The organism is Haematospirillum sp. 15-248 (genome assembly GCF_012102665.1).
Classification (GTDB): domain Bacteria; phylum Pseudomonadota; class Alphaproteobacteria; order Rhodospirillales; family Rhodospirillaceae; genus Haematospirillum.
This window is the reverse complement of record NZ_JAAVTF010000007.1, coordinates 1-15,315: the sequence shown is the minus strand read 5'-3', so window position 1 is coordinate 15,315 and position 15,315 is coordinate 1. Positions and strand designations below refer to the sequence as shown.

Genomic DNA, 15,315 nt, shown 5'->3' with positions numbered 1-15,315 from the left:
CAGACCGGTCATCAATCGGTCAGATCATCCCAAAGTTCCCGGATCCTGCGAAAGAATCCTGTGCTCTCGGGGCTGGTCTCGCCTCCACCCGCTTCATCAAAGCGGCGCAGAAGATCTTTTTGCTCATCGGTCAGGTTGACAGGGGTTTCAACCTGGGCATGAACAATCATATCCCCACGTTTCGGGCTGCGCAGGACGCTCATCCCCTTGTTACGCAGCCGGAACTGATTACCGGACTGGGTTCCGGCCGGAATCGTAACCCGTGCGCGGCTGCCATCAATGGAAGGAACCTCTATACTGCCACCCAGGGCGGCCGTTGTCATGGTGATCGGCACCCTGCAGTAGATATCGGCACCCTCGCGCTGGAAGATACGATGCGGGCGAATGGTCAGGAAAATATAGAGATCGCCGGACGGGGCGCCCAGCATTCCGGCTTCCCCTTCACCCGACAACCGAATGCGCGTTCCATCCTCGACACCCGGCGGAATCTTGACCTCGAGCGTACGCTCCCGATTTTCGCGCCCGGAACCACGGCAGGAAGAACAAGGATCGGTGATCGTCTTTCCCCGCCCATGGCACGACGGACACGTTCTCTCAACCAAGAACATACCCTGCTGGACCCGTGTACGCCCCTGACCACGACACGTGGAGCACGTTGTTGGTGTTGTCCCCGACTTTGCACCACTGCCCTTGCAGGTTCCACAAGACGTCGCCGTGGAAAGGGTGATCGTGGCGGTCTTGCCCAGAAAAGCATCTTCCAGGGTTATAGACATGTCATAGCGAACATCGGCACCACGGGAAGGTCCCCCGCGCTGACGACCGGCAAAGTTACCGAAAACTTCATCAATAATGTCGGCAAAGCCGCCACCAAAATCAAAACCGCCAAAGCCGGACGCCCCACCGCCACCCTGGGAGAAGGCATCATGGCCAAAGCGATCATACGCTGCACGCTTCTGGTCATCCTGCAGCACTTCATAAGCTTCGGTCAGCTCGCGGAAAGCCTTCGCAATTTCCTCATCACCTGGATGATGATCCGGGAAACAATCCTTGACCCGCAGCCGATAGGCCTTCTTTATTGCCCCGGCATCCGCATCCCGGCTGACGCCAAGAACTTCGTAATAATCCTTTTTGCTGCTCATTGGCTCGCCCTGCAAAGGGACGACCGCCCCGCACACAAAACGGCCACAGGGGCGTGTGCGGGGCGGTCGAAGTCATTCCATAACGGCTGACGCCGCTTCATTGTGTCGGAAATTCCGAACTCAGAGGCATAGCCTTACTTGCCCTTTGAGTCGTCTACTTCCTCAAAATCAGCATCGACAACACCGTCATCCTTCTGGCCCGCAGCAGCACCATCGGCACCACCAGCAGATGCCTGCTGAGCCTTGTACATAGCCTCACCCAGCTTCATGGAAGACTGCATCAGGGTTTCTGTCGCAGCCTTGAGCGCCGCAGCATCATCACCATCAAGAACGGCACGCGCAGCAGCCATGTCAGCCTCAATCTGGGACCGCAGGGAAGCATCGATCTTGTCACCATGCTCTTTCAGGTCTTTGTCAACCTGATGAATCAGGCCATCGGCATGGTTACGGGCATCAATAACCTCACGACGCTTCTTGTCGGCCTCGGCATTTGCTTCGGCTTCCTTGACCATGCGCTTGATATCGTCTTCTGACAAACCGCCGGAAGCCTGGATACGAATCACCTGCTCCTTGCCGGTTGCCTTGTCCCTGGCGGAAACGTTGACAATACCGTTGGCATCAATGTCAAACGTTACCTCGATCTGCGGCACGCCACGCGGTGCGGCAGGAATACCAACCAGGTCAAACTGACCCAGCATTTTGTTGTCAGCCGCCATTTCACGCTCACCCTGGAACACGCGAATGGTCACAGCATTCTGGTTGTCTTCAGCCGTGGAGAACGTCTGGGACTTCCGGGTCGGAATCGTGATGTTCCGATCAATCAGGCGGGTAAACACACCGCCCAGCGTTTCAATGCCCAAAGACAGAGGGGTCACATCCAGAAGAAGGACATCCTTGACCTCACCCTTCAGGACACCGCCCTGAATGGCTGCACCGATGGCAACGACTTCATCAGGGTTCACCCCCTTGTGCGGCTTGCGACCAAAGAAGCGCTCCACCGCTTCCTGCACCTTTGGCATACGGGTCATACCGCCGACCAGAATAACTTCGGCAATATCACCAGCTTTCAGGTCAGCATCCTCCATCGCTTTGCGACAAGGCTCTATCGTCCGCTTGATCAGGTCTTCAACAAGGGATTCCAGCTTGGAACGGGTCAGCTTGACATTCAAATGCTTTGGACCACTGGCATCGGCCGTGATGAAAGGCAGGTTCACATCGGTCTGCGCCGTTGACGAAAGCTCTATTTTTGCTTTCTCGGCAGCTTCCTTCAAACGCTGGAGAGCCAAGCGATCCTGGCGCAGGTCAATGCCCTGCTCCTTTTTGAATTCGTCTGCCAGATAGCCAATGATCCGGGCATCGAAGTCCTCACCCCCCAGGAACGTATCACCGTTGGTGGACTTGACCTCGAAAACACCGTCACCAATTTCCAGAATGGAAACGTCAAACGTCCCACCGCCCAAGTCATATACAACAACCGTACCAGCTTCCTTGCGGTCCAGACCATAGGCAAGGGCAGCCGCTGTCGGCTCGTTGATAATACGCAGAACTTCAAGGCCGGCCAAAATCCCGGCATCCTTGGTTGCCTGACGCTGGGAGTCATTGAAATAGGCCGGAACCGTAATCACGGCCTGTGTAACGGCCGCCCCGAGATAGCTCTCGGCTGTTTCCTTCATCTTACGCAGGACGCTGGACGAAATTTCACTCGGCGCTCTTTTCTTCCCGCGAACGTCAACCCATGCATCACCGTTGTTGCCCTTAACGATCTCGTAAGGGACAAGCTTCTTGTCTTTCTCGACTGCCGGATCGTCGAAACGACGGCCAATCAGACGCTTGATGGCAAACAGTGTATTTTCAGGATTGGTTACAGCCTGACGCTTGGCAGGCTGACCGACCAGAATTTCATCATCCTCGGCAAAGGCAACCATGGACGGCGTGGTACGGTTACCTTCTGCATTCTCGAGAACACGGGCTTCCTTCCCGTCCATAATGGCAACACACGAATTGGTGGTGCCGAGGTCGATACCAATGACCTTGCTCATCGCAATACCTCTTTCTGCGGCGAACTCCACCGGACCCTTTTGTCGGCGTCCCCGAAGTCCCCTTTGGGTTCCGAAAACGACAGGACCATCACCCTGACGGCCCCGAATGATCATTTATATAGGGCGACAGACCAGCGTTGGCAACGCTCCCTGTGACGATCTCCGCTATTTTAGCACTTCGATACCGGGTGTGCCAAGAGGGCTACCAGAATACCCGGATACAGCAGTCCCATAGGTAACGAGCGGTCATTGACAGGGACATAAAGACAATCAAAGGGCGTATCAGGCGCACACCCCCGCGTGCCACAGCCATGCTACCCAGACTGGCCCCACAGGCCTGCCCCAGAATCATGACAGCCCCGATCGACCAGACAACCTTCCCCCCAACAACAAAAGCCCCCAAAGCCGCCATGTTGCTTGCAAGGTTGAAGGCCTTGGCATGGGCTGTGGCCTGCACCAGATGTTGCCCGCGCAAGCCAACGCCGGCCAAGGAAAAGAAAGACCCGGTCCCCGGCCCGAACATACCATCGTAAAGGCCGATGGCCGGAACAACGCCAAGCCGGTAAACACCCCGCCCTATACGGGGCTGACACTCCACATCTCCGGCAGACGGAACCAGGACGAAGTACACAGCAATACCAACCAGAACAACCGGGACAATATGATCAAGGGATCGAACATCCAAAACCTGCACCAAGGTGGCACCAACCGCCGAACCTACAAGCGATGCCAGAAAAGGAGTTCGTATATCCCGGAAACGGAGCAAGCCAAGACGGGCCATCCCAACAGTTGCTGTCAGAGTGCCCGCCGATGACTGAAGCTTGTTCGTCGCCAGGGCTTGCACCGGAGGCACACCGGCAAGAAGAAGGGCCGGAACAGTCAATAACCCACCCCCGCCGGCCAGTGTATCCAGAAAGCCCGCCCCCACCGCAACAAGGGCAAGAACAATCAGAACATGGGCTTCCAATTCCAATACAGCCGTCCCTGACATAAAAACTGATCATGTTCCAGCATAGCCGGGCACGAAACCTGTGTCGCGGGGTTTCATCCTGAGGGACAAGGCGCTATATCAAGCCTGTCTCCGGCAAGAGATCAGAATGACAACAGCAGCGGCGTGGATACGGAACAATGGGTGCAAACCTGACAATAGATGAGCTGGTGGAGAATTTCTCCTTGTTCGATGACTGGGAAGACCGCTACCGCTACATCATCGATCTGGGACGCACACTGGAACCCTTCCCCGAAGAAAGCCGGACCCGCGAAAACAAGGTGGAAGGATGCATCAGCCAAGTCTGGCTGACCCACCGGATCGAGCATATCGGCAAGGAAGAACACCTGTTCTTCGCGGCAGACAGTGACGCCCACATTGTCAAAGGTCTTCTGGCCGTTCTGCTTGCCTTGTTCTCGGGCCGGACACCCAAAGATATCCTGTCCATTGATGCAGATGCCCAGCTTGCGCGGCTGGAACTGGATCAGCACATCAGCCCGAACCGCCGAAATGGCGTCGCATCCGTTGTTCAGGTTGTTCGATCCGTAGCACGTGACCGGATCGAGAAGGCAGGGAATGAACCGCCTCATTCCTGAAGAAAGGCGCGTTTGCAGACCTAGAAACGCACCAGAACCGTAAAGTCACCCGATGTATACCCTTGGGCAATGCGAACATTGGCCCCGGGGAAGAGACGCACGGCCCGGCTCTTCTCCGTATCCGGGTCACTGTACCACAAGGTCTGACAAGAAGCAGAACGCCGTCCGTCCAGGATATTGAAGGACAAACCGCGCCGGGATACACGGGCCATGGCCAGGCACAAGGCTTCGACCCACGCCTCCCAATCCTGGCTTTCCATATCCAGGCGCAGCCCGAACACACCGGATGCAACGGTGTAGTCAGCCATAAACGATGGAACAGCCGAACGAACAAACCGAGCCTTGGGGTGAGAAATACGGCGACAGGCTGCATCCAGCATCTCGGAGCTGATGTCGTACCCGGTGTAAGAACCGCCAAGAACCCGCCATCGCCACCCCAACCAGAGCCACAGCGCACCATACCCGCAGCCAACATCGTTGAGGCTGATCCCGCGACGCCAGCGATCTGAACCCATAATTGACAAAAGAGCACGAAACCTTGCCGCTTGATGGCGACGACCACGCCATAAGACCGCTTCGGGAACGGGACCGGACTGCCGGAGCGTGAAATCATAGCTCCCGGCGATTCGCTCCAGAACCGTCGGGTAGCCGTCTGCAGAAAGGGCTCCAAGGCCGGACTGCAATATATCCGGATTCGTATCCTTCACCTGTTTATCATGCCATGCCTTGAAGCCAGAAACCAGCCAACACACTGCATCTCAAGGTGCTTTCCTCTCTTCCCCTTGACGGACACTTCATCTGTGCCGAAATTAAGGACAAGGAGATGCCACACACATGGATCTCTGAGGCCGGGTGCCGGAATTCCGGGCCCAATGCGACTTCGGGATACGCTCGAAAGGAGGTTCCCTTGACACGCCTGTCTGTTTTCAACAGCCCGCTTCTACTTGGCTTTGACCACGTAGAGCGCGTCCTTGACCGTGTTGCCAAAAGCTCGGCAGAGGGCTATCCACCCTATAATATCGAGCAAACTGGCGAACACTGCCTGCGCATCACCTTGGCCGTGGCAGGCTTCCGCGAGGAAGACCTCTCCGTCACGACAGAGGACAACCAGCTTGTGATCCGGGGGCGCCAGTCCGCAGATGACGGCAATCGTATGTTTTTGCACCGTGGCATCGCCTCACGCCAGTTCCAACGCAGCTTTGTCTTGGCTGAGGGCATAGAGGTGGTTGGTGCTTATATGGATAATGGACTGCTGCATATCGACCTCCAGCGCCCTGTTCCAGAGCCGGTTATACGCCAGATCAAGATTGGAAGCGGCAACCGGGATCGCAGTAATCAAACACCGCAGACGCAAACAATCGACCTTGCCCCCCAGCCCCGCAAGGACCGCTAAGAGCAGGAGATTGGCTATGAGCAACGACCGCCATCACAAAAAGCCACCGGCGGGATCGCCGGAAACGGGCACATTCCCCGGCAAGCCGGTTTATGTCCGCTCTGTCGAAGTATCCGGACGCCCCCTGTGGGCCGTATTCAGCGACGAGGGAGAACACTTGGGCCTGGCGACAAGCCGGGCTGTAGCCTTTGCGGCTGCGGTCCAGAATGACCTGCAACCCCACAGCGTTCACTAACCAAAGGCCATACAGCCTAGGTTATAGGGCAAGCTGTATGGCCAAACCACTGGAACAATCGCACAGGAACCATACGGATTCGCCCGGTAAAGAGAATCATTCCTCTCGTTAATTCTGGAATTCGACACATATACAATGTTAGGATGCAAAAATCTCGACGCTCCTGAAGGGAGTCCGTGATGTTTGGCCCTGACCCCTTTATGCGCGAAGCCCTGTCCATCTTGTCCGGAGCCGCGACGTGGCATGAGTTCCGGTCAAGTTTGGTCGAGCGCGGCTTGGACAAACGGCTTGACCCGGATGCTATGATGCTTCTGATCACAGCCTGGAATATGGGGCAAGCACAAAAATTGACAGACGCCGCGCTGATCGAGGAACTAGACTTCTGGGCCTCTGGGGGAAGTTTCAAAACCCATCTGAATGGTTGGCAGGCCATCTCACCAGCCGCCTTGGTCGAAGAAGCCGGACGCAGAGGGTGGTTTACGAAACGCATGACCAGCAGTGCTGTTGTCAATCCGCCGGATCATGCCCCGATCGTCATCCGCAGCTTGGATACCATTGCGGTTCCACCACCGGCCTGAGAATCGCTACCAATAAGCGATGGTATAAAAAAAATCTTTCCTAAATTGTTAATCCGTATCGACTTTCCGGCAATATGCCTGCCTGTAATTTTCTGGATCCCGGGGAAACAAAAACACAACACACAGATTTATAAGTATATTTCTAATATTTCCTGTTGCCCGGAACATAACTCAGTGACAGGATGTCAGCATAAGAACGTGCATACGTATATAGTATACACGCAATTAACAAACAAAACACGCTGACCAACCCGATGAAACAAGGACAGTATCCATGGCCCGCAGGCTGCCACCTCTGAACGCACTGCGCGCCTTTGAGGCCGCAGCGCGGCTGGGAAGTTTTGCCCGGGCTGGACAGGAATTGCATGTAACCCCAACAGCAATCAGCCATCAGGTCAGAGGCCTCGAGGATTTTCTTGGCATCAGTCTGTTCGAACGCATGCCACGTGGACTACGCCTGACAGAAAAAGGACGCGCCTATCTGCCCGAATTGACACGGGGCTTTGATCTCCTGTCACGGGCGGGAGAGTACCTGCATACAAGCGGCCTGAAAGGACAATTGACCATTACGGCGCCAGCCGACATGGCGCGACACTGGCTTGTTCCACGTCTTGCAGACTTTCGTCGCCGTTGGCCCGGTATCGAGCTTCATCTGTCGACAGGAGATATAAAGTCAACAGCCCATGCAGAAAGCCCCGCCCTTGGCATCCGCTGCGGGCAGGGAACCTGGCCAGGAGTACGTGCCACCTTTCTGATGAATGAGCAAATCCTTCCGGCAGCCGCACCTGTACTTGCTGACAACGGACATCCCCTGAATGACTGGTCAGATCTGGAGTACCATACACTTCTGCATGACACAGGAAGATCCCCCCGTGAGCCATGGCTGCAGTGGAAGCCTTGGCTTGACATGGCTGGTATCCATGTAGCCGATCTGCAACAGAGCATGTACTTCACAGACAGCACAGCCCTGACCATGGCCGCAATCAGGGGACTGGGGATTATGCTGGCCAGCACAGTCCTGACATCCGAACCACTGCGCAGCGGAAAACTGGTGCCCCTTTTCGGCATTTCGCGTCCCGTCAATAATGCGTATTATATCGTTACATCCGGTGCACAACAGATTGCCCCTGCACAGGCGGTCTTCGCGCAATGGCTTCTGGAAATAACCCGATCTGATTCTGTAGAGTTAGAGATACGGGAACGCGCTGTTCCAGCCTGAGTCCAGTCAGGCGTCTTCGATTGACTGGCGTACAGCGACGGCTGCAACCCAAGGACACAAGGCAAAAGCTCCACAAAGCAAGGAACCCAGCATCAGCAAGGGTGACACAGACGGTTGGCCGACCAGAACGGTATCAACAGTCGCAACACCAAACACCAGGACAGGGACGTACAGCGGCAATACCAGAAGCGACAGCAGAACACCGCTGCGTCGAGAGCCCAAGGTCAAGGCAGCACCAACCATTCCAATCAGCGAAAGAATGGGAGTTCCCAGCATCATAGCCAAGAGCAGCATACCCAGGGCTGATCCATCAAGACCCAACAGCAAAGCCAACAAAGGCGTCACAGCCACCAGCGGGAGCCCGGTTGTGAGCCAATGCGCCAATGCCTTGACCAGGACAAGAAGTGACAAGGGGACTGGGGAGAGGGTCAGCAACTCCAGTGATCCATCATCGTGATCACCCGAGAACAGGCGATCCAGAGACAGCATCGATGCCAACAGCGCCACCACCCACAAAACACCGGGGGCAACACGCGCCAGAAGATTGGCTTCCGGCCCTAGGCCAAAGGGAAACAGAACGACGGTCAGCACAAAAAAGACAATAACCGTCACGCTCTCGGTTCCTTGGCGCATGGCCAACCGAACATCACGGCACAGGACAGGCCACAACCGACTCACCGTAACACCTCTGGATCATCAGATCGTGCGGCCAGACTGGGGGCATAGTCATCCAGGCGAATGACACGGGCATCGGGCACATCAAGCTCAGTATGCGTCGACAAGACAATCGCCCCACCACGTGCACGATGAGCCGCGATAATCTTCTCCAGGATATGAACAGCACCGGCATCAAGGGCTGTGGCCGGCTCATCCATCAACCAGAGCGGAGCAGAAGACAGAACCAGCGGCATCATGGCAACACGGCGACGCTGACCGGCTGAAAGGAAACGCCCCGGCAAATCCAGAAGGTGGGAAATACCCATATAGAGAGCCATTGAGTCCACAGATGGCACTGTCACCACCGGCTCGCCCAACAAACGGCACCAGAATACGATATTCTCGCGCACGGTCAGGGCCGGCTTCAGCGCATCAAGATGACCAAGATAACGAACAACAGAGTGAGAGCTGTTCCTGTCCTGATCAGCCTGCCCCCACTCCAGACAACCACTGGCAACAGGGAGAAACCCGGCCAACATCCTGAGCAAGCTCGACTTCCCGGATCCATTTGGTCCCAGCAAAAGAACCGCATCACCGGACGTGACATGAACATCAAGATGACGAAACACCATGCGCCCGCCCCGCTGGCAGGCCAAAGCCTTCCCCCTTACGTCCAAAGCCGGAAACGGAGGGCGGGAGACATGAAAATCAGGCGGTAGAGTATGACGGCTCATAGGACTGGACCATACCAGAAAGCCGGCAACAGGAATGAAAAAACAAACAGAACCGGCAAAGGAAAGCGCCGTATCTGTCGTGAAGATCAGAAGCCAACCTCCACGACAAACACAGCGCAGAAAAACTCAAGCCCTCACGGCACGCTTACAGATAGGGTGTTTGATGCAAACCAGCATGATCATCGACATAGGAATCACCAAAACCACCAAGCGCATCACTCTCCAGCGACGTCAGGGATGAAGCTTCACCCGCCATACCCCCTCCCGCAGAGGACGAATGTGAGTCGCCTACGACATAAGTCAACTGTTCATCTGGCTTGACATCGCTTTTAACCTGCGCACCGGGCGGTGAAAGGTAATGATCCCAGGCAAGATGCCTATTCTCGGCATCACGGTTGTCGTCCGATTCTTCCCGTGCCGGAGACATCTCATAAGCCTCGTCCACAGACCGTTTCGTTCTGGAACCGCTCGATGAAGACGCTGCCTCCTCCCCAATCGTTATCGTTTTTTCAGCAGTATAAACACGCTTGGAGGCATTATCCCCTTCCTGCGCAGCAACCCGATACTGAAGCTGACCAGATCCTTCAAGATAGAGATAGGGCCTCCAGCCTGCTTCAACCTCTGTCCAGCCATCAGAAGTTTCTTTGCCAAGCTTCTCAAACTTACCATTACGCAGATAACCAACGCTCATGCCATCATCAAGCTTGAACTGCAAAAATAGTTGCGGGGATTTATCGACTTTTGCTGGACTAACAGCGTTGAACACATCCCCTATCGCAATGGGATCGGCAGAAGATTGACGTGTCACATCTATAGGCTCAAAGCGAGGAAGATCCGGAACCGGCTCTACCGTAACCTGGACCGTGGCATCGCGGCTGTCACTACTCAACGAGGCACCTGTCTCCCTCTCGGTCTCAGTCGACGTCGCCCTGACCGTCGCCGTGAAAGCGCCGCTCCAATTCTCCGGCGGGCGCACCGCAAGCGTCGTATAGTCCGTACCGGCCGGAACATTCAGGGACGCACCTTCACCGGTGGATGTCAGATCACCCCCGGACCCTGCCTTCAGCGGCGTAAACACGTTACCGACCAGCGTCCCGAGGACCGCACCCTTGGGCAAGCCCGACACACTCACAGAAAGGATCTCCGACCCGTCCGGGTCAACAAGGGAAACCGACTGAATACCAAGGGAAACCACTTCGTCCTCATCAGTCGTCACAGACCCCAATCCGACATCCAGGTGCGGTTTATCCGCCACCTGTTTGATGTGAACCTCTATTGTGTCTTCAACAGTTTTTACAGCATCCAACTCTTCACTATCCGGGCGATACATTGTTTCCCGGGCCTGTGCCGTAACCTTCAAGGTAACAACACCACCAAAGTGGGGAGCCGGGCGCAAATAAACGCCGTTCTGCAAAGCATCCACATTCAGAACCCACCGTCCGTTGGGCATGTTACCGGCAAGTACGTTGCCATGCTCGTCGACCAGTATGCCAACGGGCTTGCCATCCTTGAGCAAGCCATCAACAACAACAGAGAGGACTTCAGACCCGTCGTTGTCTCCCAAACTTGCCTTGATGTTCAAAGGAATCAATGCAGGATTGCCATTACCATCATGCTCTGTACCTGAAAGAGGGTCCTTGGGCACGACGAGCGTCGGCATATCAGCAACCGGATCAACAGAGGTGGTCACCTGCAGCAACGTCTCCTTCTCATCAACGCCATCCTTGGTTATCGCCTTGACAACAAAGGATACAAACCCAGAGAAATCTGCGGCAGGCTTTATGCCCAAACCTTTCAGCTGCTCAAGCGAGAGGTTACTGACATTCACAGACTGCCCTGCGCTATCGACGAACGTAACCTTGCCGTTATCACCTTTCATTTCAATGGACAGGGAGCGAATTTCCTCTGATGGATCCAGCTTTTTGGCATCCAGCCCCAAGGGAATAAATGTATCTCCTTCCTTACCGGCAGACGGATTGGCGGACAGTTCAACACCATCTACAACCGGCTTGACATCAAACTCTACCGCCTGCCGGGTTTTTATCGGTTGACGACCTGCAATTGTCACAACCCCTTCAACGTATATCGGCAGAGGACCCGCATAATGTTCCGCCTCCTTGACAGAGGGATCACGGATCACGGAAAGGTGTGACAGGTCACCGCCTGGTACGACATAGGACGTGTAGCCGGGATTCTTCCCATTTTTCGCGAATTCCGGCAGATCCTTCTGGTTCTCGCCATAGGGCTCAACCTTTGACAAAGGTATATGGCCCGCCAGCATAAAACCCTTGGGTACCAAAATCACTGCACTCAGTGAGGTGTAGGGAGGCAGAGAATCACCAGTAGTAGTAGTAACGGATACCCCTGACAAAAACAGGGGACCATCTTCCATAGCCACCAGAGCAGCTTTGTCCTTGATCTGAACTTTCGGCTGGGGAACCACCGTTGACTGTGTGTTCTTATCTCTTGACCGTGGGAGATAACGTAATGCCAGAGAGATACGATTGCCTCCTATACCACCAGATGCCCCTCTCACCCCCGGAGCCTGCCAACTCACAACGACCTCATGTACTTCAACCCGGCGAATCGCGTCAGAGGACGTTCCTTCCTTCTCGACCGCAATAGCCTCAATCTGCAATTTCAGCTTGTTATTATCGTCAAGTACGCCAGGCGGCGCCCAAACCTGGATGGCCCCGGCGCGAATAGAACCATTAACAGGATTGCGCAAGCCATCAATGACCTGTGCATCCAGGAACCAGCTTCCCTCACCATTGTTGTGGCCAATCACATTATTCGCACGGTCCAGAAGGACAGCGCCGGGCTTCATACCAGATATGACAAGGTGAACAGCCTCAGATCCGTCAGATACATAAATCTTTCCATCAACAGACCCCTCTTTCCTGATTGTAGAAGGATCGTTAGGTTTCGCTTCACGCGCCTCACCGCTGCGCAGAACAACATTCAGACCGGCAGCTTTCCCAATATCAGGCAGCTGTGCCCTAGGTGTTCGTGCTTGGGACACCTCGACAACAGGATCATCAGCCACAGGGACAACCTTCAATTCCCGCTTCAGCTCAAATACCTGACGCGTACCACCTTTCCCCGGATCTCCATCATCCAGCGTGAAGGTCAAGGCATAAGGGACACGGTCCCCTCCACGGTTGGTGCGATCACCTTTTGGATCCAGCAAAAGCTCGCTGAAAGATACAAGGTTACTATTTCTTGTAACCTCCTCAACATAGCTCCTAACTGTCTCATCCCAGACCAAGCGCTTCAGAGGCCCATTTCCTTCCCTGACATAAACATTGAAATCTTTCATCTCTGTCGTCAAGGAGACAGCCGAAACCTTCTCGGAGCGGTCAGGATCCAGTGGGGTAGCTGTCAGAGGAATAACAGCCCACGCGTCTTCCTGGGCATTCTTGGGCAAGGGTAAGAAAGATGCCGCCAGATCCTGGTTAACAGAGGGCTTGGATCTGTCAACGGGTTTGGGCAAGAGAATCTCGGGCGATGTATGGCCACCAGCATTCTGTACAACAGTACCATGGACAACAGGCCCCCCCCCCTCTATCACCAACTCAATGGGTTGAGAGACAGGCCCTTCAAAAGGAATATCGGGCACAGGCTCTACCGTAACCTGAAGGATATGCGACTCAACCCGGACATCGCCCTCACGCTCTGTAAAGACAGCCTGCACCGGAATTGAGACAACCCCGGATGCATCAGGCCCCAAGAAGAGCGAAAGACTTGCCAGAGCACCCTTCCCAACCGCAAAATGATGTGGTTGACCGGGCAAAGCCACCAGATCCGAAGACCCACCGGCACGCAGCTCATAATGCGGATAATTCTTGAAAACGCCGGATAAATCCAGATAATAGCTGACAACTTCGGACCTGTCCGTATCACGGGAGCTCACTTGGTCCAGTCTCAGAGCTACAGGCTCATCTTCTTTACCGGTACGCTTGTATGTTTGTCCCGGTTCTCCAGTACCATCCGCCACACCACGAACAGAAACACGAACAGAAGACACAACCTCGCTGAACTCTGCGGTACGGCTTTCTGTCGACCGTATAACGGCCTTCAGTTCAAAGTCCTCATCAGAGTTTGCAGGTGCCTTCACCATCAGGCTTCTGTGCTCCTCACCAAAAAGCTGCAGAAGGCTGGCAGGACCTTCCATAACAGCCTCATGCTCTGTTCCATCTTTCAGATAACGAACAGATGTACCAGCCGGGAATCCGGACAAAGTAACCGAAAGGGTTTCGGATCCGTCTTGGTCCGGACTTGACCAGGACAACCCAAGGGGTATCCAGGTGTCTTCATCACCCGAAACATGCACCGAATTATTGTTCGGTGCATCCGGAACGGGCCTAACATCAAACCAAAAAGAAGACCGTAACGTTGCCCAATCAGAAATACCGGGGTGATCCCTGTCAGACTCCTTGGAAAGCTGTCGCCCGTCACGAATATAAGCCAAGACCTCGATCTTTTGCTTATCCGGCAAGGCCGCATGCTTAGGCAACACCCAGGAAAGACCCTGAATACTGACACGCCCAGCAGAAGGCTTAGAAAGACCTTCAGGCAGCCTCCAGTCAATCACACCACCACTTGGTCGAATGACATCGGAAGATCCCGGAGGACGCAGGGCAACGCCATTAGGCACATTTTGAAAACGCAACACCTCGACCTTCTCCGAGGTATCATCATCTTCCAGATCCAATGAAAGATTGAAGGCAAAGGCATTTCCGTTTTCATCCTCGTTCCCACCTACCGAATCAGGAAGATGAAAGGCCTTAACACCATCAGGGCGGGGCAATACATCAAGACGGCCATGCACGGTAACCTGCTTGGCAATGCCACCTGTCACAGGCCTCAGCGTAAGACCAAAGGCAACATCAAGATCCACATTTTCCACATTGTGCTTCGGCGTCTTTACCGACATGTCTTGGATGCTGAGAGTCCCGTCATTCCCACGGATGATGCTCTCAACTGGAACATTGACCTTATATTTGTAAGCAACGCCATTAAATTGATATGGATAACGACCCTCTGTCGGCTTAGTGAATGCTCCACCGGCCGTCGTCTTCCACTGACTATTCGCCATATCAGGATCATTGGAATAAATGGCTACACTGCTTACGGAATAATCTGGATTCGAGGACGTAAACATCGGACTCCACTCGAATTCTGCATTCTCAGTTGCTGTCTGGTCCGTGCCAGAAGCATCAACCTGCACATCCGACGAAGCGGCCACAACCTTCAACGTGGCTGACTGGGTACGTTCCGTATTCAGTCTCTCTTCTTTCCATTTGACAGCAACATTCAGATTTTTGGAAATCCGCCCCGTGCCCGGGGGCACCAAATACAGACCATCAAGCTGCATGGATCCAGAGGCATGCTGTGGTACGGGATAGCTGATGGAACCATCACGTGATGGACCCCAGCTTTCACCCGTATTGGCATCGTGCAGTGTCCAGCCGTGAAGATTCTTGAACAGAATCTGAGTAACTTGCTCTGACCCATCCCTATCCTCCAGAGAGAACGCCATACGCAAGGGGATACTCCGATCAGGATGGCTGGCTGTTCTCGTACCATGAGAAAGTTCAAAACTCAGACCATCAATAACCGGCGTCACATTGACCGCGACAGGAACATCAACGGTTTTCGTGACCGCATTGCCACCGCCCTCCGGCGTGTCAACAACCGTCGCCCTGACCCTCGCCGTGAAAGCGCCGCTCCAATT

General features: G+C 54.7%; 12 protein-coding genes. 5 read left to right on the top strand and 7 right to left on the bottom strand.

Translation table 11 applies throughout. From position 1 onward, the window contains the following. Positions 1–11: 11 nt before the first annotated feature. From dnaJ to HEQ72_RS07300, 3 genes are all read right to left on the bottom strand, one after another. Positions 12–1,139 (bottom strand): molecular chaperone DnaJ, encoded by a 1,128-nt coding sequence (gene dnaJ / locus HEQ72_RS07310; RefSeq protein WP_168022988.1) that lies wholly within the window; start codon positions 1,137–1,139, stop codon positions 12–14. A gap of 134 nt (positions 1,140–1,273) precedes the next feature. Then, on the bottom strand, positions 1,274–3,178 hold the full coding sequence (gene dnaK / locus HEQ72_RS07305) for a molecular chaperone DnaK (RefSeq protein ID WP_168022987.1): 1,905 nt from the start codon (positions 3,176–3,178) through the stop codon (positions 1,274–1,276). Positions 3,179–3,380: 202 nt separating this feature from the next. Beyond that, complete coding sequence (locus HEQ72_RS07300) at positions 3,381–4,169, bottom strand: TSUP family transporter (RefSeq protein WP_168022986.1); 789 nt, start codon at positions 4,167–4,169, stop codon at positions 3,381–3,383. 137 nt (positions 4,170–4,306) lie between these two features. On the opposite strand from HEQ72_RS07300, the gene HEQ72_RS07295 reads away from it, so the two are divergent. After that, a complete protein-coding gene (locus HEQ72_RS07295; protein WP_209316210.1) occupies positions 4,307–4,762 on the top strand; it encodes a SufE family protein in 456 nt (151 codons plus the stop codon). Positions 4,763–4,782: 20 nt separating this feature from the next. Here the strand turns inward: HEQ72_RS07295 and HEQ72_RS07290 are convergent, their stop codons facing one another. Then, positions 4,783–5,469, bottom strand: a complete 687-nt coding sequence (locus tag HEQ72_RS07290) for a class I SAM-dependent methyltransferase (protein WP_168020992.1) — start codon at positions 5,467–5,469, stop codon at positions 4,783–4,785. Positions 5,470–5,669: 200 nt separating this feature from the next. Here HEQ72_RS07290 and HEQ72_RS07285 point away from each other — a divergent pair, with 200 nt between their 5' ends. The 4 genes from HEQ72_RS07285 (at position 5,670) to gcvA (ending at position 8,187) form a co-directional block, all read left to right on the top strand. After that, positions 5,670–6,155 (top strand): Hsp20 family protein, encoded by a 486-nt coding sequence (locus HEQ72_RS07285; RefSeq protein WP_245184251.1) that lies wholly within the window; start codon positions 5,670–5,672, stop codon positions 6,153–6,155. A gap of 16 nt (positions 6,156–6,171) precedes the next feature. Then, entirely contained in the window at positions 6,172–6,390 is a 219-nt protein-coding gene (locus tag HEQ72_RS07280; protein ID WP_168020989.1) for a DUF1150 family protein, read from the top strand. A gap of 179 nt (positions 6,391–6,569) precedes the next feature. After that, positions 6,570–6,968: a hypothetical protein gene (locus HEQ72_RS07275; RefSeq protein WP_168020987.1), complete on the top strand. Its 399-nt coding sequence runs from the start codon at positions 6,570–6,572 to the stop codon at positions 6,966–6,968. 274 nt (positions 6,969–7,242) lie between these two features. After that, positions 7,243–8,187 (top strand): transcriptional regulator GcvA, encoded by a 945-nt coding sequence (gene gcvA, locus HEQ72_RS07270; RefSeq protein WP_168020985.1) that lies wholly within the window; start codon positions 7,243–7,245, stop codon positions 8,185–8,187. A 6-nt stretch (positions 8,188–8,193) separates the two neighbouring features. On the opposite strand, the gene ccmB is transcribed toward gcvA, so the two are convergent. The 3 genes from ccmB to HEQ72_RS07255 form a co-directional block, all read right to left on the bottom strand. Beyond that, positions 8,194–8,865 carry a heme exporter protein CcmB gene (gene ccmB / locus HEQ72_RS07265; RefSeq protein ID WP_168020984.1) on the bottom strand — a complete coding sequence of 224 codons (672 nt, stop codon included), beginning with the start codon at positions 8,863–8,865 and terminating at the stop codon, positions 8,194–8,196. After that, positions 8,862–9,578 (bottom strand): heme ABC exporter ATP-binding protein CcmA, encoded by a 717-nt coding sequence (gene ccmA, locus HEQ72_RS07260; protein ID WP_168020983.1) that lies wholly within the window; start codon positions 9,576–9,578, stop codon positions 8,862–8,864. The genes ccmB and ccmA overlap by 4 nt, the downstream gene beginning before the upstream one ends. Positions 9,579–9,723: 145 nt before the next feature. After that, positions 9,724–15,120, bottom strand: a complete 5,397-nt coding sequence (locus tag HEQ72_RS07255) for a hypothetical protein (RefSeq protein WP_209316209.1) — start codon at positions 15,118–15,120, stop codon at positions 9,724–9,726. Positions 15,121–15,315: the final 195 nt, after the last annotated feature.

Excerpts from the sequence above, each read along its gene's own strand:
- HEQ72_RS07275 (WP_168020987.1), top strand. The coding sequence starts at position 6,570 with ATGTTTGGCCCTGACCCCTTTATGCGCGAAGCCCTGTCCATCTTGTCC.
- dnaJ (WP_168022988.1), bottom strand. The coding sequence starts at position 1,139 with ATGAGCAGCAAAAAGGATTATTACGAAGTTCTTGGCGTCAGCCGGGAT.
- HEQ72_RS07255 (WP_209316209.1), bottom strand. The coding sequence starts at position 15,120 with ATGGCGTTCTCTCTGGAGGATAGGGATGGGTCAGAGCAAGTTACTCAG.
- HEQ72_RS07295 (WP_209316210.1), top strand. The coding sequence starts at position 4,307 with ATGGGTGCAAACCTGACAATAGATGAGCTGGTGGAGAATTTCTCCTTG.
- dnaK (WP_168022987.1), bottom strand. The coding sequence starts at position 3,178 with ATGAGCAAGGTCATTGGTATCGACCTCGGCACCACCAATTCGTGTGTT.
- HEQ72_RS07280 (WP_168020989.1), top strand. The coding sequence starts at position 6,172 with ATGAGCAACGACCGCCATCACAAAAAGCCACCGGCGGGATCGCCGGAA.
- gcvA (WP_168020985.1), top strand. The coding sequence starts at position 7,243 with ATGGCCCGCAGGCTGCCACCTCTGAACGCACTGCGCGCCTTTGAGGCC.
- ccmA (WP_168020983.1), bottom strand. The coding sequence starts at position 9,578 with ATGAGCCGTCATACTCTACCGCCTGATTTTCATGTCTCCCGCCCTCCG.
- HEQ72_RS07300 (WP_168022986.1), bottom strand. The coding sequence starts at position 4,169 with ATGTCAGGGACGGCTGTATTGGAATTGGAAGCCCATGTTCTGATTGTT.